General features: G+C 70.4%; 17 protein-coding genes. 8 read left to right on the top strand and 9 right to left on the bottom strand.

Translation table 11 applies throughout. From position 1 onward, the window contains the following. The first annotated feature begins 36 nt into the window (after nucleotides 1–36). From ACYCO6_RS35645 to grpE, 3 genes are all read left to right on the top strand, one after another. Nucleotides 37–1,464, top strand: coding sequence for a TAXI family TRAP transporter solute-binding subunit (locus ACYCO6_RS35645; RefSeq protein WP_459773876.1), 1,428 nt, complete (start codon nucleotides 37–39; stop codon nucleotides 1,462–1,464). Between the two features lie 93 nt (nucleotides 1,465–1,557). Beyond that, nucleotides 1,558–4,365 (top strand): [protein-PII] uridylyltransferase, encoded by a 2,808-nt coding sequence (locus ACYCO6_RS35640; protein WP_459768274.1) that lies wholly within the window; start codon nucleotides 1,558–1,560, stop codon nucleotides 4,363–4,365. Nucleotides 4,366–4,469: 104 nt separating this feature from the next. Then, complete coding sequence (grpE, locus tag ACYCO6_RS35635) at nucleotides 4,470–5,081, top strand: nucleotide exchange factor GrpE (protein WP_459768273.1); 612 nt, start codon at nucleotides 4,470–4,472, stop codon at nucleotides 5,079–5,081. A gap of 18 nt (nucleotides 5,082–5,099) precedes the next feature. Here grpE and ACYCO6_RS35630 read toward each other — a convergent pair whose 3' ends face one another. The 3 genes from ACYCO6_RS35630 to ACYCO6_RS35620 form a co-directional block, all read right to left on the bottom strand. Further along, nucleotides 5,100–5,480 (bottom strand): hypothetical protein, encoded by a 381-nt coding sequence (locus ACYCO6_RS35630; protein WP_459768272.1) that lies wholly within the window; start codon nucleotides 5,478–5,480, stop codon nucleotides 5,100–5,102. Nucleotides 5,481–5,651: 171 nt separating this feature from the next. After that, entirely contained in the window at nucleotides 5,652–6,392 is a 741-nt protein-coding gene (locus ACYCO6_RS35625; protein WP_459768271.1) for an outer membrane protein, read from the bottom strand. A 35-nt stretch (nucleotides 6,393–6,427) separates the two neighbouring features. After that, nucleotides 6,428–6,562: a hypothetical protein gene (locus tag ACYCO6_RS35620; protein ID WP_459768270.1), complete on the bottom strand. Its 135-nt coding sequence runs from the start codon at nucleotides 6,560–6,562 to the stop codon at nucleotides 6,428–6,430. Between the two features lie 449 nt (nucleotides 6,563–7,011). Here ACYCO6_RS35620 and ACYCO6_RS35615 point away from each other — a divergent pair, with 449 nt between their 5' ends. Both ACYCO6_RS35615 and ACYCO6_RS35610 read left to right on the top strand, forming a co-directional pair. Further along, nucleotides 7,012–7,857 (top strand): DUF6502 family protein, encoded by an 846-nt coding sequence (locus ACYCO6_RS35615; protein ID WP_459768269.1) that lies wholly within the window; start codon nucleotides 7,012–7,014, stop codon nucleotides 7,855–7,857. 10 nt (nucleotides 7,858–7,867) lie between these two features. Beyond that, the gene (locus tag ACYCO6_RS35610; protein WP_459768268.1) at nucleotides 7,868–9,157 is read left to right on the top strand and encodes a DUF5666 domain-containing protein; all 1,290 of its coding nucleotides are present in this window, start codon (nucleotides 7,868–7,870) and stop codon (nucleotides 9,155–9,157) included. Here the strand turns inward: ACYCO6_RS35610 and ada are convergent. Next, nucleotides 9,154–10,239 (bottom strand): bifunctional DNA-binding transcriptional regulator/O6-methylguanine-DNA methyltransferase Ada, encoded by a 1,086-nt coding sequence (gene ada, locus ACYCO6_RS35605; RefSeq protein WP_459768267.1) that lies wholly within the window; start codon nucleotides 10,237–10,239, stop codon nucleotides 9,154–9,156. The two genes, ACYCO6_RS35610 and ada, sit on opposite strands and share 4 nt — an antisense overlap. A 174-nt stretch (nucleotides 10,240–10,413) precedes the next feature. Between ada and ACYCO6_RS35600 the strand changes: the two genes are divergently transcribed. Further along, complete coding sequence (locus tag ACYCO6_RS35600; protein WP_459768266.1) at nucleotides 10,414–11,406, top strand: alginate O-acetyltransferase AlgX-related protein; 993 nt, start codon at nucleotides 10,414–10,416, stop codon at nucleotides 11,404–11,406. Nucleotides 11,407–11,430: 24 nt separating this feature from the next. On the opposite strand, the gene ACYCO6_RS35595 is transcribed toward ACYCO6_RS35600, so the two are convergent. Beyond that, complete coding sequence (locus ACYCO6_RS35595; RefSeq protein ID WP_459768265.1) at nucleotides 11,431–12,177, bottom strand: YebC/PmpR family DNA-binding transcriptional regulator; 747 nt, start codon at nucleotides 12,175–12,177, stop codon at nucleotides 11,431–11,433. A gap of 225 nt (nucleotides 12,178–12,402) precedes the next feature. Between ACYCO6_RS35595 and ACYCO6_RS35590 the strand changes: the two genes are divergently transcribed. Both ACYCO6_RS35590 and ACYCO6_RS35585 read left to right on the top strand, forming a co-directional pair. After that, nucleotides 12,403–13,464 carry an SDR family oxidoreductase gene (locus tag ACYCO6_RS35590; RefSeq protein WP_459768264.1) on the top strand — a complete coding sequence of 354 codons (1,062 nt, stop codon included), beginning with the start codon at nucleotides 12,403–12,405 and terminating at the stop codon, nucleotides 13,462–13,464. A 97-nt stretch (nucleotides 13,465–13,561) separates the two neighbouring features. Further along, the gene (locus ACYCO6_RS35585; protein WP_459768263.1) at nucleotides 13,562–14,536 is read left to right on the top strand and encodes an MBL fold metallo-hydrolase; all 975 of its coding nucleotides are present in this window, start codon (nucleotides 13,562–13,564) and stop codon (nucleotides 14,534–14,536) included. Here the strand turns inward: ACYCO6_RS35585 and ACYCO6_RS35580 are convergent. The 4 genes from ACYCO6_RS35580 to ACYCO6_RS35565 are packed head-to-tail and all read right to left on the bottom strand — an operon-like array spanning nucleotide 14,497 to nucleotide 17,924. After that, on the bottom strand, nucleotides 14,497–15,285 hold the full coding sequence (locus tag ACYCO6_RS35580) for an HAD-IA family hydrolase (RefSeq protein ID WP_459768262.1): 789 nt from the start codon (nucleotides 15,283–15,285) through the stop codon (nucleotides 14,497–14,499). The two genes, ACYCO6_RS35585 and ACYCO6_RS35580, sit on opposite strands and share 40 nt — an antisense overlap. Continuing rightward, nucleotides 15,279–15,965 (bottom strand): ribulose-phosphate 3-epimerase, encoded by a 687-nt coding sequence (gene rpe / locus ACYCO6_RS35575; RefSeq protein ID WP_459768261.1) that lies wholly within the window; start codon nucleotides 15,963–15,965, stop codon nucleotides 15,279–15,281. The genes ACYCO6_RS35580 and rpe overlap by 7 nt, the downstream gene beginning before the upstream one ends. Before the next feature lie 20 nt (nucleotides 15,966–15,985). After that, complete coding sequence (locus ACYCO6_RS35570; protein ID WP_459768260.1) at nucleotides 15,986–16,846, bottom strand: phosphoribulokinase; 861 nt, start codon at nucleotides 16,844–16,846, stop codon at nucleotides 15,986–15,988. A 22-nt stretch (nucleotides 16,847–16,868) separates the two neighbouring features. Next, the gene (locus tag ACYCO6_RS35565) at nucleotides 16,869–17,924 is read right to left on the bottom strand and encodes a class 1 fructose-bisphosphatase (protein WP_459768259.1); all 1,056 of its coding nucleotides are present in this window, start codon (nucleotides 17,922–17,924) and stop codon (nucleotides 16,869–16,871) included. Nucleotides 17,925–17,972 lie beyond the last annotated feature (48 nt).

The raw sequence follows: 17,972 nt of genomic DNA, 5'->3' as shown, positions 1-17,972 counted from the left end.
TGGCGAAGGCGCCTGCACGTCCTGGCGGCGTCTCTGATGCGCCGCGAGTGGCTCCTGGTCCTGGTGGCCTTGGGGCTGGCCGCGGTCGCGGCCGCGATCGTCTATCTCTCGCGCCCGAACACCCTCACGGTGGCGGTCGGCCCGCAGGACGGCCCCGAAGCCGCGCTGATCGAGGCCTACGCCAATGCCCTGGACCGGGCGCGCGAGGATGTGCGCCTCCGGGTCGTCCGCTACGGCGACGTGCGCGACAGCGCCATGGCCCTCCAGCGGAACAAGGCCGACCTCGCGGTGGTGCGGCCGGACGTCTTCCTGCCCGAGAACGGCCTGACGCTGGCAATCCTGCACGACGAGGCCCTCGTCATCGCCGCCCCCGAGGCGGCCGATATCGACGACGTTCCCGCCCTCGCCCGCAAGCGTCTCGGCATCGTCGTGCGCCACAGCGCCGACCTGCCCTTCCTGACCAATCTGCTCTCCTTCTACGATCTGGTGCCGGAGAACCTGAGCGAGGATGGCTCCGAGAGCAGCCACGCGGCCGGCGAGGCGGAGACCGCCACCGGTCACGTCGTGGTGGTCCCCCTCAAGGCCGGCGAGGTTACGGCCGCGCTTGCCGAGAAGCGTATCGACGCCGTCGCGGTGATCGCGAGCCCCGCCTCGAAGGCGGCGGCGGCCGTCGTGCACGCGGTCGAACTCGGCTCGCCGGAGCGCAAGGTCGGCTTCGTCTCGATCCCGGACGGGGACGCGATCCTGCAGCGCTTCCCGGAGCTGCAATCCGTCACGATCCCGGCCGGGACCTTCGGCGGCCGCCCGAAGCGCCCGGACGAGGAAGTCCGGACTGTCGGGGCCTCCTACCGCCTGATGGCGCGGGGCACGGTGAGCCGCGTCGCGGTCGCCTCCGCCACGCAGCACCTGTTCGAGTGGCGCTCGCGCCTCGCCTCCGCGGCTCCGGTGGCGAAGCTGATGAAGGCCCCGGACTTCGACACGACCGTGGCGGCGACCTCCGCGCGGCTGCCCAATCACCCCGGCGCGGTCGATTACTTCGAGCGGGAGCAGCAGACCTTCCTCGACCGCTACGAGGATTACATCTACCTGTTCGCCTTCTTCGGCGGCACGATCGGCTCCGGCTTCGCGTGGCTCGGGCAGCGCCTCGCCCGCAAGCGCCGGGAGCGCGTCGACTTCGTCCTCGACCGCCTGCTCGACATTATGCGCGAGGTGCGCGCGGCCACGAGCAAAGCCGAGCTCGACGCCATCGCCATCGAGACGGACGGGCTGGTGGCCGACGTGGTCTGCTACGCCCGGGAGCGCAGCATCGACGCCCGCACGGTGAGCGCCCTGATCCTGGCGGTGGACGGGGTCCATGCGGCCATCGCCGATGCGCGGCGCCAAGCCGACGAGGCCGAGCCGCGGGCGGCTACCCGCACCCGGACGGCGCGGCTGCTCGCCCTGGACCTGCCGGCCGCGGAGTAGTGGCCTGCCACGCCGATCGAAGGTCCGCCTCTCCCTCGGCACGGGCCGTGGATGCGGGGCGGATCGCCGCATGGCTGGCGGCGTAGGCATATCATGCTAACGGGAAGCATGTTCGATCCCGTCGCCGCCCTCGACACGGTCCTCGACCAGCTCGACCGCGAGGCCCGCGAGCCCACCAAGCTCCGGGCCGCGCTCGTGCCCGAGCTGCGCCGGGTGATCGATGAGGGCCACCGCGCCGCCGAGGCGCAGCTCCTCGAGGACCGCAACGGGCTTCGCTGTGCGCAGACGCTCTCGAGGCTCACCGACGCCGTGGTGCGGGCGATCCACGACGCCGTGGTCTGGCGGCTCTATCCCAACGACAACCCGTCGACCGGCGAGCAGCTCGCAATCGTCGCCACCGGCGGCTACGGCCGGGGCACGATGGCGCCGGGCTCGGACATCGATCTGCTGTTCCTGCTGCCCTACAAGCAGACCGCGTGGTCGGAGAGCGTCGTCGAGGCGATGCTCTACGTGCTGTGGGACCTCAAGCTGAAGGTCGGCCACGCCACCCGGTCGGTCGAGGAATGCCTGCGCGAGGCGCGGGCCGACATGACGATCCGCACGGCCCTCCTGGAGGCGCGGTTCCTGTTCGGCTCACGAACCCTATTCGAGGAGCTGGTGACGCGCTTCGATGCCGAGCTGGTGGTCGGCTCGGCCGCCGAGTTCGTGGAGGCGAAGCTGCGCGAGCGCGACATGCGCGTCTCGAAGGTCGGCTCCTCGCGCTATCTCGTGGAGCCCAACGTCAAGGACGGCAAGGGGGGCCTGCGCGACCTGAACACGCTGTTCTGGATCGCCAAGTACACCTATCGGGTGCGCGACCAGATCGAGCTCGTGAGCGCCGGCCTGTTCACCCCGGAAGAATACGCGCTGTTCGAGCGTTGCGAGGAGTTCCTGTGGCGGGTGCGGTGCCACATGCACTTTGCGACGAAGCGGGCGGAGGAGCGCCTGTCCTTCGGCCTGCAGCCCCGGATCGCCGAGCGCTTCGGCTACGAGCCCCGCGGCGGCCTCTCCGGCGTCGAGCGCTTCATGAAGGCCTATTTCCGCATCGCCAAGGACGTGGGCGACCTCACCGCCATCGTGTGCGCCGAGCTTGAGGCGCGCCACGCCAAGCGCACCCCGGTGCTCGATCGCTGGATCGGCCGGTTCCGGGACCGGTTCCGGGCCACCGCCATGGAGGCGGAGGATTTCTGGATCGACCACGGGCGGGTGAACCTGCGCGCCGAGGACGCCTTCGAGCGCGATCCCGTGAACCTGATCCGCCTGTTCTGGCTGGCGGACCGGCACAACCTCGCGATCCACCCCGACGCCAAGCGGCTGGCCAGCCGTTCCTTGCGCCTCGTCAACCCGTCGCTGCGCGGAGACGCCGAGGCCAACCGCCTGTTCCTCGACATCCTGACCTCCCGCAATGCCCCCGAGGAGGCGCTGCGCGAGATGAACGAGGCGGGCGTGCTCGGCCGCTTCATCCCGGATTTCGGCCGCATCGTCGCGATGATGCAGTTCAACATGTACCACCACTTCACGGTGGACGAGCACCTGCTGCGCACGGTCGGCGTGCTGGCCGACATCGAATCGGGCCGCTCACAGGAGATCTACCCGCTGGTCTCGCGCCTGGTGCACACGATCCACAACCGCACGGCGCTCTACGTGGCGATCCTGCTGCACGATATCGCCAAGGGCCGGCCGGAGGACCACTCGGTCGCCGGCGCGGCGATCGCCGAGAAGCTCTGCCCCCGCTTCGGCCTGAACCAGGCCGAGACCGAGACCGTGCGCTGGCTGGTCGAGCACCACCTGCTCATGTCGATGACCGCGCAGAGCCGCGATCTCTCGGATGCCAAGACGATCGAGCGCTTCGCCGCGAGCGTGCAGAGCCTGGAGCGGCTGAAGCTCCTGACCATCCTGACCGTAGCCGACATCACGGCCGTGGGACCCGGCGTGTGGACGGCCTGGAAGGGCACCCTGATCCGCACCCTGTACGACGAGACCGAGGTGTACCTGTCGGGCGGCCATTCCGAGATCGCCCGCACCGACCGGGTTCGCCTCGTCCAGATGGCCCTGCGCGAGCAGCTGCCCGGCTGGGAGTCGGAAGAGTTCGACGCCTACGCGGCCCGGCACGGCCAGGCCTACTGGCTCAAGGTCGACAGCACGCGCCAGCTCAAGAACGCGATCTTCCTCCGCGACGCCCTCCGCGAGAGCCGGACCAGCGCGACCGACGTGGCCCTCGACCCCGTGCGAGGCGTCACCGAGATCACGATCTACTCGCCGGACCACCCGCGCCTGCTCGCCATCATCACCGGAGCCTGCGCGGCGGCCGGCAGCAACATCGTCGACGCGCAGATCTTCACCACCACGGACGGTTTCGCCCTCGACACGATCTTCATCTCCCGAGCCTTCGAGCGGGACGAGGACGAGCTGCGCCGGACCAAGCGCATCACGGCGGCGATCGAGCGGGCGCTGAAGGGCGAGATCCGCATCGCCGACCTCGTCGCCGACAAGCATCCGCCGACGAGCACCCGCGCCAAGACCTTCCCGGTCCCACCGGATGTCACTCTCGACAACGCATTGTCGAGCCGGGAGACCGTCGTGGAGGTCACGGGCCTCGACCGGCCGGGCCTGCTCTACGAGCTGACCACGGCCTTCGGCCGACTGTCGCTGAACATCACCTCGGCACACGTGGCGACCTTCGGCGAGCGGGCCGTGGACGTCTTCTACGTCACCGACCTCACCGGCACGCGGGTGACCCAGCCCGACCGGCAGGCGGCGATCCGGAGCGCCGTCATGGAAGTCTTCGCCGGCGACGTCGCCGCCCTCAAGGCCGAAGGGCTGGAGGCGCTCGTCGCGTCCCCGCCGCCGCGCGAGGCGTGAGCGCCGGGTTGATTTCACGCGGCGCCGGCCAGATATCTGCGCCGGTTCCGAATGCCCCCGAACCACCCTGCCCCGACGACTGAAACGCGATGACGAGCAACGACATGCCCCAGGATGACCAGCGCCAGACCACGGTCGAAGCCGGTGCCGGCGCGGCCCAGGATACCGCGCCCGCAGGCCAGGGTGGCGAGGCATCCGTCGATCCCGTCGCTGAGGCACTGGCCCTGCTCACAGCCGAGCGCGACGAGCTGAAGGACCGGATGCTGCGCACGCTCGCCGAGATGGAGAACCTGCGCCGCCGGACCGAGCGGGAGGTCGCGGATGCGCGCGCCTACGCGGTCACCAACTTCGCCCGCGACGTGCTCAACGTCGCCGACAATATCCGCCGCGCCCTCGACAGCGTCCCGGCCGACGCGAAGGCCACCGCCGACGGCGCGCTGAAGGGCCTGATCGACGGAATCGAGCTGACCGAGCGCGACCTCGCCAAGACGCTGGAGCGCCACGGGGTCAAGATCGTCGAGCCGCAGGGCCAGAAGTTCGACCCGAACCGGCACCAGGCCATGTTCGAGGTGCCGAATCCGGAGGTTCCCGCCGGCACCGTCGTGCAGGTCGTGCAGGCGGGCTACGTCATCGGCGAGCGCGTGCTGCGCCCCGCCCTGGTGGGCGTGGCCAAGGGCGGCCCGAAGGCGGCCGCCAATCCCGCCGACGCCGCCTGATCGCTCCGGTGGCGCGGCCTACTGGCAGGGCAGCGCCGCCGCGAAGTCGGAGATGAACTGGGCCGTCTCGCGAGTATGGGCCGGCGCGCGCGGATCGCGGGCGACGAGCCCGGCCTCGACCTGGAGGCGCCGGTTACAGGCACAGGCCGGCAGCGCCTGCCCCGAAACCGGATTGGGCCAGCAGGCGTCGTGGCGCGCGCAGGCGCGATCAAGCGCGTCGATCGGCCGATAACCGGGGCCGCGATTCCCGGGACCGCAGAAGTTCCCGTAGATCAGGAGGGCCCCCTGTCCGGTCGGTCCGGGCGGTATCAGTTCCTGTGCCCGCGCCGCCACGGCACCGGCTGCGAGTCCGAGGGCGAGCAAAGCCGTCGCGATGGGGTTCGGGCTGAGAGCGTTCACGGCCGATCCTGGGTGACGTCCGATTCCGCGCGGGGATACCCGCGCGGCATCCGGCACCGCGACGCCGACGAGAAGGACAGTTCCGACCGGCCGACGGATTCGCAAAGCCGAACGCCGTACATAGCGACTCGGTGCCGCCGAATCGTCAAGATCGTTCGTGATCAATATTGATTAGAATCGGTAATTTACACCGGCCCTGACCAGGGAAAAACCGACATCCTGTTTGCCGGCACCATAATATGCTGAAACGCCGGCGTTGTAATATGTCGTTCCGGCGAAACCGCGGTCGAGATGGATGTAGAGCGCGTCCACCTTGGCGGAGAGCTTCTCGGTGAAGGCGTATTCGAGGCCGCCGCCCGCGGCGTAGCCGGTCCGGTCGCTCCCGGACAGGGGATCGGAATAGGACGCGGCGTAGGTCGAGCGTGAGCCGCCGCCATAGGCGAGACCGCCGGTACCGTAGACGAGCACGCGGCCGAAGGCGTAGCCGAGGCGGCCGCGGACGGTACCGAGATAGTCCAGGCTCGGTCGGACGCTGTAATATGGGGTCGTGCCGAGATAAGCGGCGTCCGCCTTGGCGAAGGATGTGCCCTGGATATCAGTCTCGAAGCCGAGCACGACGCCGGAACCGGGTGCGAATTGGTAATTGTACCCAATCTGACCACCATCGGCGAAGCCGCCGGAGCGTTTGCCACCCGTCACGGTTCCGTAAGTCGGGTCCGCGAAGCCGCCGCTGCCGGTGTGAAAGGCGTAGCCCGCATTCAGGCCGGCATAGAAACCTGTCCTGGTGAAGACCGGCGGCGATGGAGGGAGGGGCGGGGGCGGTGCGCGACGGGGCAGATCCGCCGCCTCGGCGCCGAGCGCGATGCAGCCGGCCGCTGCGCCGAGGAGCGCGGCATGGGACGATCTGGTCATCGGGTCCTCGTCAGTGGAGCGGCCATGCCGCAGGGTCAGAGGGCCAGGAGGAGCAGGCCGATGACGGTCACGGAGAGGATGAGACAGAGCGCGAGGTCGAGGACGGGCGCTCCGCCACAGGAGGGCGCCGGCCGGACGCGGTCTTGACCGGAGTCGGACACGGCGATCACGACCGCACCTCGCGGCGCCTCGCTTGGTGCGCGGCGGTCTTCACGGCACTGAGGGGTGCCGCCGCCCCGCCTGAGGGGGTGACGGGAGCGGCGGCCTGCGACGCCCTCGGTCCGCCGGCACGGTGGACCGTATCCGCGACAGCGATACCGAGGGCGGGCAGTGCGAGGGCGGCAACGACGCAGACGATACGCCGAAGCCGCGGCAGGGGATCGGTCCGACGCACGCGACGCGCGGAGGGCGACAGATGCGTGAGAGGCGGCGACGCATCAGCAACGAGGATCCGCGCTTCGACCGTCATTCCCGGACCTCCATGAGTTCGTGGGAAATTTGACCACAAAACAGTCTTGCGTGTGCAAAAATCCCACGTCAACTCGGATTGCTCCGGATCGTGTGCGCCCGCGCACATTGTGGGATTGTCTCCCACGTCACATGCGCTATCGATGCGGTCATGTCCGAGACTGCCGAAACACCGCGTGAGGGCGCCAGCCTGCACGCGCCACTGGCGCGGCTCCTGCGGCCGCTGGTGCGCCTCCTTGTGGCGCGCGGCATCACCTTCCCAGCCCTCACCGATCTGCTGCGCGAGCTCTACGTGAACGTGGCGGAATACGACTTCGCCCTGGCCGGCAAGGAGCAGACGGACAGCCGTGTCTCCCTGCTCACGGGTATCCACCGCAAGGAGGTGCGGCGCCTCCGCGGCGCCGGCGCGCCGGTCAGTGCCGTGCCGGCCGTGGTCTCGCGCACGAGCCGGATCATCGCCCGCTGGATCGCCGATCCGGCCTTCACCGACCCGCAGGGCCAGCCCTTGCCTCTGCCGCGGACCGCCGAAGGGAGCGCCCCCTCGTTCGAGGTCCTTGTCTCCGGCGTGACCCGCGACCTGCGGCCCCGCGCGGTGCTCGACGAGTGGCTGGACCGGGGGCTGGCCTTCATGGACGCACAGGACCGGATCGTGCTGGCGGAAGCCGCCTACGTGCCCCGCGGCGACGGCGCGGAGGGGCCGCAGCTCTACTATTTCGGCCGCAACCTTCACGACCATATCGCGGCGAGCGTGGCCAACATCGTCGGAGAGACGCCGCGCTTCCTGGAGCGGGCCGCCCATTACGACGGGCTCTCCAAGGAGCTCGCGACCAAGCTCGAGGCCCGGGCGCGCGAGATCGCCATGGAGGCCCTGCAACAGGCCAATCGCGAGGCGCACGCCGCCTGCCAGACCGATCCCGGCGGCGACCACCGCTGGAATTTCGGCCTCTACGTCTACACGGAAGCCGCGCCGCCGGCCCGACCCACGGACCACCGCTGAGAGGCCGGCCGTGCGATCCTCGCCAAACCGCCGGCTCGTCCTGCGCCTGCTCGCGGGCGCCGCAACCCTGTTCCCGGGCGCCGTCCGGCCGCAGGAGGCTCCGCGCGACCAGGGTATCGGCGGCACCGGCATGATGCGGACGGACGAGCCGCGGAACGGCCCTGTCGGCGAGGGTGACCGCGGCATCGGCGGCACCGGCGTGATCGGGACGATCCGCCGGTTCGGCTCGATCATCGTCAACGACCTGCGCATCGCCTACCCGCCGGAGGTGGAGGTGCGGATCGACGGCGAGGCCGCGACGGCGGCGGATCTGAAGATCGGGCAGGTCGTCCACGTGGTCGCGCGGCCTGAATCCGGCGGCCTCGCCACGCGCCGCATCGACGTGACCAGCGAGGTGGTCGGCCCGGTGGAATCCGTCGCGCCGGGTCGGCTGATCGTGCTGGGCCAGCGCGTCTCGACGGCCGGGCTGCGCGGCGACTGGACGCCGGGCGCGCGCGTCGCCGTCAGCGGTCTGCGCCGGCCGGACGGAGTGATCGTGGCGAGCCTGATCGAGGCGCGGGCGGCCGGCCCGGACCGCGTGGCTGGCCCCGTGCGCCGCGATGCCGGTGGCGCTCTGACCATCGGCGGCCTGCGGCTGAAAGGAGCGGATGCCCTGCCGCCGGGCAAGCGCGCGCGGGTGACCGGCTCGGCCGAGGGCGGCGTGCTCAGCGTCACCAACGCCGCGGAGGCCGGGCTGCCGTTCCCGCCGGGCCTCAGGCAGGTGTCGATGGAGGCCTATATCGGCCGGGCCGGCACCGGGCTTGACCTCGGCTCCGGCTACGCCGTCGCGGGTCGGCCAGGCGCCGAGATTCCGCGTCAGGGGAGCGTGCGCGCCGTGCTCACCGCCGGCATCGCGCGGGACGGCAACCTCACGGTGGAGCGCCTGCGAATCGAGAACCGCCTCGCCCCGGAGCCTGCGCAGCCCGAAGCCCCTCGGTTCGAACGGGAGCGCGACCGCCTGGACCTGCGCAACCTGCCCGATGAAGTGCCGGGGCGCTTCGGCGCCGAGCCTGGCGGAAAACCGGGCAGCTTCGGAGGGAGCGGCGAGCCCCGCGGGCCCGCGATCGATACGCGACCCGGCACGGGCAACCTCCCAAGAGTGGACGGTCCGGCCGGTTTCGGCCCGTCCCGGGGCGGCTTCGGCGGCGCACCACCAAGCGGTCCTGGGGGCTTCCCGGGCGGCCCGGGAAGCTTCGGAGGGCCGGGCGGACCGGGGGCTGGTCCGGGGGGCTTCGGCGGCCCGCCTGGCGGCCGGCGCTAGGAGCGCGCCGGGCCGCCCTCTGTCTTGGCCTCCCGTTCCAGAAGGTCACGCTTGCGGGCGACGCCCCAGCGGTAGCCGGACAGGGCACCGTCCGAGCGGACCACGCGGTGGCAGGGAATCGCGACCGCGAGGGCATTCGCGCCGCAGGCCTGGGCGACGGCGCGTGTCGCGGTCGGGGCACCGATGGCACGCGCGATCTCCGCATAGGTCGCCGTCGAGCCGATCGGAATCTGCTGGAGCGCCTCCCAGACCCGCTGCTGGAACGCCGTGCCGCGGATATCGAGGGGCAGGTCGAGCCCGCGCGCCGGCGCCTCGACGAGGCCAATGACCTGCGCCATCCACGCCTCGAAAGCCGGATCGCCCCCCTCGATCTCTGCCTGCGGGAATCGATCCTGCAGGTCGCGCACCAGGGTCTCCGGGTCGTCGCCGAGCAGGATCGCGCAGACGCCCTTCCCGGTTGCGGCGACGAGGATCGCGCCCAGCGAGCAGGCGCCGACGCCGAAGCGGATACGGATCCCGGCGGCACCCTTGCGGTAGGCATCGGGCGCCATGCCGAGGCGCACGGCGCCCCCTTCGTAGAAGCGGCTCGCGGCATTGTAGCCCGCGCCGTAGAGCGCCTCGGTCACCGAGGGGGCCCCGGGCAGTCCGGCAGCCAGGGCCGCGGCGCGCCGGGACGCAGCGTAGGCCTTCGGCGTCACGCCGGTGACGGCCTTGAAGACGCGGTGGAAATGGTAGGCGCTCATCGCGGCCTCGCGGGCGAGTTCGGCGAGCGAAGGCATCGCCTCGGAGGTCTCGATTCGGCGGCAGGCGCGGGCGACGGCCTCGGCCCGGCGCCCGGTCAGCCCGGGCTCGTTCGGGCGGCACCGCCGACAAGGGCGGAAACCGGCCGCCTCGGCGGCGGCGCAGGTCGGATAGAAGGCGACATTCTCGGGCCGGGCCGCCCGCGAGGGGCAGCTCGGGCGGCAATACACTCCCGTGGTGCGGACCGCGTACACGAAGGCGCCGTCCGACCGCGCGTCGCGTGCCGCCAGGGCAGCCCATCGCGCGGCCTCAGCGGAATCAGGACTCGAACGGACGCTCATGGCCGCGGGACTATGCGGCCTTGCGACGGCATTGGGGAGGGACATGACGGAGCCTGCCGGATGACGGTATCGCTTCTCCCCATACTGTCCGTCCGCGGCGGATCCGGCATCCCGCTCCTTGCTGCCGAATCCACCCTTCGAGCCTCCGGCGGACGATCATTCCCACGAGGCCCCATGGCGTCGAGCAACACCGACCACATCCATGTCGGCAAGGACGGGTGGCTGTTCCTGAAGACCGGGACGAACGACGTCCTCGGCCAGTACGAACGCCCCGAGGAGACCACCAAACTCATCTGGCAATGGCGGAGCCTCGTCACGACGCGCGAGCGGCGCCTGCGCGCCATGGGTATCCTGTACCGCCACGTCGTCGCCCCCGAGAAGCTGATGATCTACGATCATCGGCTCGACGGGCTCGACATCGTGCCGACGGCCTCGCCTGCCTACCGGCTGCTCCACAGCGAGCCGTCCCTGGGCAACCGCCCGAGGCGCGGCCTCAGAGGCCTCTACGCGGGCTGGCGGCGGCGGAGGCGATGGCGGGAGACCTGCATCGACCTGGTCACGCCGATGCGGGCGGGGCGCGACGCGGCCGAGCTCTACTGCCGGACCGACACCCACTGGTCCTTCGACGGCTGCTATCTGGCGTATGCGGAGATCTGCAGGGCCCTGCGGGCCGAACCCCGGGTGGAACTCAGAAACCGACCGTCCTTCGAGACCGACCACGACGGCGATCTGGGGAGCGCGTTCGATCCGCCGCGCCGGGCGCGGTCGCGGACGGTCCTGATGCAGCAGGACGCCGTGCGAACCTATGCCAGCCCGATCGTCGAGGCCCGGGAGAAGGCCGGCCTGCTGCACACGCTGCATGTCGGCGCGCACGTGGTCTACGGCAATGAAAACGCCACCGACCCGCGCCGCCTGGTGCTGTTCGGCGATTCCTTCTCGCACGTCATGCCGTACATGCTGACGATCATGCTGGCGGAGACGTTCCGGGAGGTGCACTTCGTCTGGAGCACGTCCCTCGACTGCTCGTACGTCGAGCGCGTCCGGCCGGACATCGTCCTCACCGAGGTGGCGGAGCGCTTCATGGTCCAGTTGCCCGACGACAGCTTCTCGCTGGACGATTACGTGCAGGAACGGTTCGGCGCTGAACTCGCGGCCGCCCGCGCCTGAGCGGCGCCGGGCAGCCGCCGAGGTTCAGGCCTGCAGCTTGGCCATCAGAGCCTCGGACAGGGCGAAGTTCACGTAGACGTTCTGCACGTCGTCCTGATCCTCGATCACCTCGACGAGGCGGACGAGCTTCTCGCCGGTCTCGTCGTCGACCGTGATGGTGTTCTGTGCCTTCCAGATCAGGCCGGTGCGGCTCGGATCGCCGAAGCGGGTCTCGAGCGCCTTGGCAACCTCGCCGTAGGAATCCTGGGCGCAGATGATCTCGTGGCCCTCCTCGCTGGAGCTCACGTCGTCCGCCCCGGCCTCGATCGCGGCTTCCAGCATCGTGTCGGCATCGGCCACCGAGGCCGGATAGGCGATCACCCCGACGCGGTCGAACATGAACGCCACGGCGCCGGTCTCGGCCAGGCTGCCGCCGGACTTGGTGAAGGCCGATCGTACGTCGGAGGCGGTGCGGTTGCGGTTGTCGGTCTGTGCCTCGACGATCAGCGCGGCGCCGCCGGGGCCGTAGCCCTCGTAGCGGATGTCCTCGTAGTTCTCGCCATCCGCCCCGGCCGCCTTCTTGATGGCGCGCTCGATGTTGTCCTTGGGCATGTTCTCGGCGCGGGCCGCGAGGACCGCCGCCCGCAGGCGCGGGTTCATCGCCGGGTCGGGCGTGCCGAGCTTGGCCGCCACGGTGATCTCGCGGGCGAGCTTGCCGAACACCTTCGAGCGGACCGCGTCCACCCGGCCCTTCCGGTGCATGATGTTCTTGAACTGCGAATGGCCTGCCATGTTGCGTGAGACTTTTGTTCGGTGGCGAGGGCGGGCGTTCGGGACCCCGCCGTCGCGGCTGTGAGGTCGCCGCGTTATAGGCCGCCGCCTTCCGACGAAGCAACGCGGGCGGCAGTTCGGACCGCCGCCACTGCGGGTCGCCGCACACGATCTTCGCGCAGCCGTGAGCCCGGAAAGATCGCGCGCGGCAGACGTTGGTTTTGGCGATCTACAGCTGGAGGCCCGATGCCGAGCCGAAATGAACGTCGCAGGACCGTGATGATAACGGGCGCCAGCGCCGGCGTCGGGCGCGCGGTGGCGCACGAGTTTGCCCGGCATGGCTGGAACGTCGGGCTGATCGCCCGGGGCGAGGCCGGCCTCGAGGGCACGGTCCGCGACGTGGAGCGGGCCGGCGGGCGGGCGCTCGCCTTCGCGGCCGACGTGGCCGACGCGGATGCCGTCGCCCGGGCCGCGGACGCACTGGCCGACGCGTTCGGCGGCATCGACGTGTGGGTCAACAACGCGATGGTGACGATCTACGCGCCCGTGCAGGAGACGAGCCCGGAGGAGTTCCGGCGCACCACCGAGGTGACCTATCTCGGGCAGGTGCACGGCACGCTGGCGGCACTCAAGCACATGGTGCCGCGCGACCGGGGCACGATCGTCCATATCGGCTCGGCCCTGGCCTACCGCTCGATCCCGCTCCAGGCGAGTTACTGCGCCGCCAAAGCCGCGGTGCGCGGTTTCGTCGATTCCCTGCGCAGCGAACTGCTCCACGACGGCAGCCGGGTGCGGCTGACGATGGTGCAGCTGCCGGCGGTGAACACGCCCCAGTTCGACTGGGCGCGCTCGCGGCTGCCGCGCGAACTCGAACCTGTGCCGCCGATCTATCAGCCGGAGGCCATCGCCCGGCACGTCTTCCGGGCGGCGCACGCGGCGCCGCGGGAATTGTGGATCGGCGCCTCGGCCTGGAAGGCGATCATCGGAAACATGCTGATCCCGGGCTGGATCGACGGCTACCTCGCCCGGAACGGCTATCGCGGGGAGATGACCAGCGTGCAGGCTCAGAAGAACCGCCCCGACAACCTCTACGACCCGGTCGATGCCGATCCGGGGGCGCACGGACGCTTCGATGCCCGTTCGGCCTCGCACGTGACCGCGGCCGACCCGCGCTGGCTCAAGCTCGGGATCGCGGCGGCGCTCGGCGTGGTCGCCGGCACGATGCTGTTCGCCACGGAGGCGCAGGGGCGGCATGAGGGCCGGCAGGAGGGACGCGCGGACCGGCGCCTCGGGCGTCGCCGAGCGTAGTTCTCCGAGGCCCCACGCGGCATCGTGAACCCGGCGCCCTTGCCGGGAGCGCCGCGATGCGCCCCATTCGGGTCGAGATCTGCCCGAGGAGGAGCCTATGCCGGCAACGAGTCGACGCGACATCGTGCGGGGCGTGCTCGCCGGCGGCGTCGCCCTGGGCCTCGGCAAGCCGGTGCGTGCCGCCGCCCCCCTCGGAGGGCCACAGGCCGCCGGCTTCTACCGGATGCGGCTCGGTGCCTACGAGATCACGATCCTCAATGACGGTGCCCGGACCTTTCCGATGCCGGACCGCTTCGTGCGGAATGTCCCCCGCGACGAGGCGCTCGGGGCCGCGCAGGCCGCCTATATGCCCTCCGGCCAAGTGACGGTCCCGTTCAATCCGACGCTGATTAACAGCGGCGCGAAGTTGATCCTGATCGATACCGGCAACGGATCGGTGCCGGGGGCGCCGGTCGGACGCTTGGTGACGAATCTCAAGGCCGCCGGGATCAGACCCGAGGATGTCGACCTCGTGCTGCTCTCGCACCTCCATCCCGATCACACGAACGGATTGAAGACGGCGGGCGGCAACCTGACCTTCCCGAACGCCGAGATCCGGGCGGCCGCCCCCGACTGGTCGTTCTGGATGAGCGACGCCAACATGGCCCGGGTCGCCGACCCGGTGACGCAAGCCTATTTCGCCAACACGCGGAGGGTGCTGGGCAATCTGGAGGAGCGGATCGGCACCTTCGCCTGGGATGAGGAGGTCGCACCCGGAATCACGGCGCTGGCCGCCCCCGGGCACACGCCCGGCCACACGGCCTTCGCGATCGCCTCAGGGTCGGATCGCCTCCTGGTCCAGTCCGACGTGACCAACATCCCGGCCTTCTTCCTGCAGCATCCGGACTGGCACGTCATGTACGACTACGATGCCGATCAGGCCCAGGCGACGCGCCACCGCTTCTACGACATGGCCGCGGCCGAGAAGGCCCTCGTGGTGGGCTACCACTTCCCGTTCCCGTCGCTCGGCCATGTCGAGCGTGCCGGTCCAGGCTACCGGCTGGTGCCGATCGCCTGGACCGGCACGCTCTGACCGTCCAGGGAGGCGTGCCACCGCATCAGCGCGGGCAGGTCCACGACGCCGCCCGGCCATTCAAGCCCCGCGATGTGCCGGTGGGGACGGCCCGGCTCGCCGAGATCCGACACCGCCGAGAAGGCGCCGTCGAGGCGGTGGGTGTCGGTGTAGCGGCTCCGGGTCGCCAGGACCGGCAGGCCGGCGGCGCGGGCCGAGCTGATCCCGGCTGTGGAATCCTCGAAGGCGACGGCCTCGGAGGCCGGGACGCCAAGGCCGGCGAGCGCCAGGAGGAACACGTCGGGCGCGGGCTTCTTGCGGTCCGCCTCGTCACCGGCCGCGATCACGTCGAAGGGCACGAAATCCGGTGGGAAGTTCGCGGTCAGCAACCGGTCGACGTTGGGCCGGCTGGTGGTGGTAGCCACCGCCAGCCGCATCCCGGCCGCCCGGGCCTCGGCGATGAGTCGGGCGATCCCGGGGCGCAGCGGCAGCCCGGTTTCCGCCACGAGTTCGCCATAGGCCCGCGTCTTGCGCGCGTGGATCTCCGGCGCCCGCGCATGAAGCGCCGCGGCCTCGTCCGGATGGTACGTGTCGATGTAGTGGGCGAGCCGCTCCTTGCCACCCATCACGGTGAGCAGGTCGGCGTAGAGCGCCGCGTCCCAGTGCCAGGGCAGTCCCATCTCCGCAAAGGCGCGGTTGAACGCCTGCCGGTGCAGGTCCTCGGTCTCGGCGAGGGTCCCGTCCACGTCGAAGATCAGGGCCCTCAGCACGAGAGGTCGCGACCGGAGGCGCCCTCCGCGCCCGCGCGGATCGCCGCGATGCGCTCTGCATAAGCGCCCGGACCGCCGCCGAAGACCGCGTTGCCGGCCACGAAAGTGTCGGCGCCTGCGCGGCTCGCGGCCTTCACGGTCTCGGGATCGATGCCGCCGTCGACCTGGATGCGGATGTCGCGGCCCGCCACCATCGCGCGCACCCGCGCCACCGACTCCATGCAGCTCTTCAGGAAGATCTGGCCGCCGAAGCCGGGATTGACGGTCATCACCAGCACGAGGTCGACCAGATCGAGCACCGGCTCGACCATGGCGGCCGGGGTGCCGGGGTTGATCGCCACGCCGGCCCGCTTGCCGAGGTCGCGGATGGTCTGGAGCGAGCGGTGGATGTGCGGACCGGCCTCGGCATGAACCGTGATCCCGTCGGCACCGGCCTGCGCGAAGGCTGCGAGGTACGGATCGGCCGGCGCGATCATCAGGTGCACGTCGAAGTACTTTTTCGTGTGCGGCCGAAGCGCTTTCACGACCGGCGGCCCGAAGGTGATGTTGGGCACGAAATGGCCGTCCATCACGTCGAGGTGGATCCAGTCGGCCCCGGCGGCGTCCACGGCGCGGGTCTCCTCGGCGAGCTTCGAGAAGTCGGCCGAGAGGATCGAAGGGGCGATGACGGGTGGGAGCATGGGGAACTTTCGGGATTGGCTCAGGCCAAGCGGCGACGGCGCTCGACGAGCTGCATGATCATGGGCGTCAGGATCAGCTGCATGGCGAGGTCGAGCTTGCCGCCCGGGATCACGATGGAATTGGCGCGGCTCATGAAGCTGTCGTGGATCATGGAGACGAGATACGAGAAGTCGATCCCCTTCGGATCCTTGAAGCGGATCACCACCATCGACTCGTCGGCGGTGGGGATCCAGCGGGCGATGAACGGGTTCGAGGTATCGACCGTCGGCACCCGCTGGAAGTTGATGTCGGTGAACGAGAATTGCGGGCAGATGGTCTGCACGTAGTCGGGCATCCGGCGCAGGATCACGTCGGTGACGGCCTCGGTGGAATAGCCGCGGAACGAGCGGTCCCGGTGCAGCTTCTGAATCCATTCGAGGTTGATCACCGGCACGACGCCGATTTTCAGGTCGGCGTAGCGGGCGATGTCGACATCCTGATCGACCACGCAGCCGTGCAGGCCCTCGTAGAACAGCAGGTCGGAATCCGGCGGGAACTCCTCCCAGGGCGAGAAGCTGCCCTCGGGGATGCCGTAGGCCCGGGCGTCGTGCGGATCGTGTGCGTAGTGGCGGGTCCGGCCAGTCCCGGATTCCGAATAGCTGCGGAACACGGCCTCCAGTTCCGGCAGGAGATTGGCCCGCGGAGCGAAATGGGACAGCGTCGGCTCCCGCGCCATCATGGCCCGCATCGTGTCCCGGTCGAAGGCGTGGAAGCCGTCGCCCTCGATGAACACCGCCCGGACATCCTCCCGGCGGAAGATCTGCTCGAAGGTGTTGCGCACCGAGGTGGTGCCGGCCCCGGAGGAGCCGGTCACCGAGATGATGGGGTGTCGTGCCGACATCGTCCGGGAGCCGGGCTTGCGCCTATGAGCGCATCAGGCCGCGCTGGCCGAAGAGCGGCGAACGGCCGGCATCGGGCTTGCCGCCCGCGTAGTAGGCGGCCACGCAGTCCACCTCCTCGGTCGAGCCGCAGACCAGAGGCGCGCGCTCGTGGATTCCGGTGGCCACGATGTCGAGGATGCGCTTCTGCCCATCGGTGGCGCGGCCGCCCGCCTGCTCGACCAGCATCGCCACGGGCGCGACCTCGTAGAGCAGCCGCAGGCGACCGCGGGCGTAGTTCTTCCGGGCGTCGCCGGGATAGAGGAACACGCCGCCGCGGGTCAGCACGCGCTGGATGTCGGCCACCAGGGAGGCCAGCCAGCGCATGTTGTAGTCCTTGTCCCGGGGCCCTTCGGTGCCACGCTGGCAATCCTCGATGTAGGCCTTCACGGGAGCGTCCCAGTGGCGGACGTTCGAGGCGTTGATGGCGAACTCCTTGGTCGAGGCCGGCACCGACATGGCCGGGCTCGTCAGCCGGAATACGCCGTCGGCGCGGTCTAGGACGTAGGATTGCGTGCCCTGGCCTAGCGTCAGGATCAGCGCGGTGGCCGGCCCGTAGGTCACGAAGCCCGCGGCGATCTGGGCCGAGCCGGGGGTCGTGAACGAGGCGATCGGGTTCGCCGGATCCTTGATCGACGGCCGGATGCCGAAGATCATCCCCACCGCCATGTTGACGCCGATGTTGGAGGAACCGTCGAGCGGGTCGATGGCGACCGCCAGCGGCGCGTCCGGGTTCAGACGCATCACCTCCTCGGCCTCCTCGGAGGCCACTTCGGCGACCGGGGCGCTCCGCAGGGCCGCGGTGACGCTCTCGTGGGCGATCACGTCGAGGGCCTTCTGCACGTCGCCGTCGCTGTTGTGCTCGCCCGCCGCCGCGAGATCGCCGCCGAGCGCGCCGCGCCCGATCCGCTCGCTGATCTCGACCGCCGAGCGCGTGATCGCCGCGATGACGGCGGCGGCGTCCTTCAGGGCCGGGTTGGCGACCACGGCCTGCGCCAAACAGGCCTCGAGAGGCGTCCCGATCGCCGCTGAAATTGCCATCGGCTTGTCCTTCCTGCTCGGATCCCGCCTGTCGGGATCGCGCCGTCC

This window comes from Methylobacterium sp. CM6257 (genome assembly GCF_054611515.1).
This window is presented reverse-complemented; position numbering and strand designations above follow the sequence as displayed.

What these genes read in the sequence shown, in the direction of transcription:
- ACYCO6_RS35645 (WP_459773876.1), top strand. Translation starts at nt 37, where the DNA reads ATGCGCCGCGAGTGGCTCCTGGTCCTGGTGGCCTTGGGGCTGGCCGCG.
- ACYCO6_RS35640 (WP_459768274.1), top strand. Translation starts at nt 1,558, where the DNA reads ATGCTAACGGGAAGCATGTTCGATCCCGTCGCCGCCCTCGACACGGTC.
- grpE (WP_459768273.1), top strand. Translation starts at nt 4,470, where the DNA reads ATGCCCCAGGATGACCAGCGCCAGACCACGGTCGAAGCCGGTGCCGGC.
- ACYCO6_RS35625 (WP_459768271.1), bottom strand. Translation starts at nt 6,392, where the DNA reads ATGACCAGATCGTCCCATGCCGCGCTCCTCGGCGCAGCGGCCGGCTGC.
- ACYCO6_RS35615 (WP_459768269.1), top strand. Translation starts at nt 7,012, where the DNA reads ATGTCCGAGACTGCCGAAACACCGCGTGAGGGCGCCAGCCTGCACGCG.
- ada (WP_459768267.1), bottom strand. Translation starts at nt 10,239, where the DNA reads ATGAGCGTCCGTTCGAGTCCTGATTCCGCTGAGGCCGCGCGATGGGCT.
- ACYCO6_RS35600 (WP_459768266.1), top strand. Translation starts at nt 10,414, where the DNA reads ATGGCGTCGAGCAACACCGACCACATCCATGTCGGCAAGGACGGGTGG.
- ACYCO6_RS35595 (WP_459768265.1), bottom strand. Translation starts at nt 12,177, where the DNA reads ATGGCAGGCCATTCGCAGTTCAAGAACATCATGCACCGGAAGGGCCGG.
- ACYCO6_RS35590 (WP_459768264.1), top strand. Translation starts at nt 12,403, where the DNA reads ATGCCGAGCCGAAATGAACGTCGCAGGACCGTGATGATAACGGGCGCC.
- ACYCO6_RS35585 (WP_459768263.1), top strand. Translation starts at nt 13,562, where the DNA reads ATGCCGGCAACGAGTCGACGCGACATCGTGCGGGGCGTGCTCGCCGGC.
- rpe (WP_459768261.1), bottom strand. Translation starts at nt 15,965, where the DNA reads ATGCTCCCACCCGTCATCGCCCCTTCGATCCTCTCGGCCGACTTCTCG.
- ACYCO6_RS35570 (WP_459768260.1), bottom strand. Translation starts at nt 16,846, where the DNA reads ATGTCGGCACGACACCCCATCATCTCGGTGACCGGCTCCTCCGGGGCC.
- ACYCO6_RS35565 (WP_459768259.1), bottom strand. Translation starts at nt 17,924, where the DNA reads ATGGCAATTTCAGCGGCGATCGGGACGCCTCTCGAGGCCTGTTTGGCG.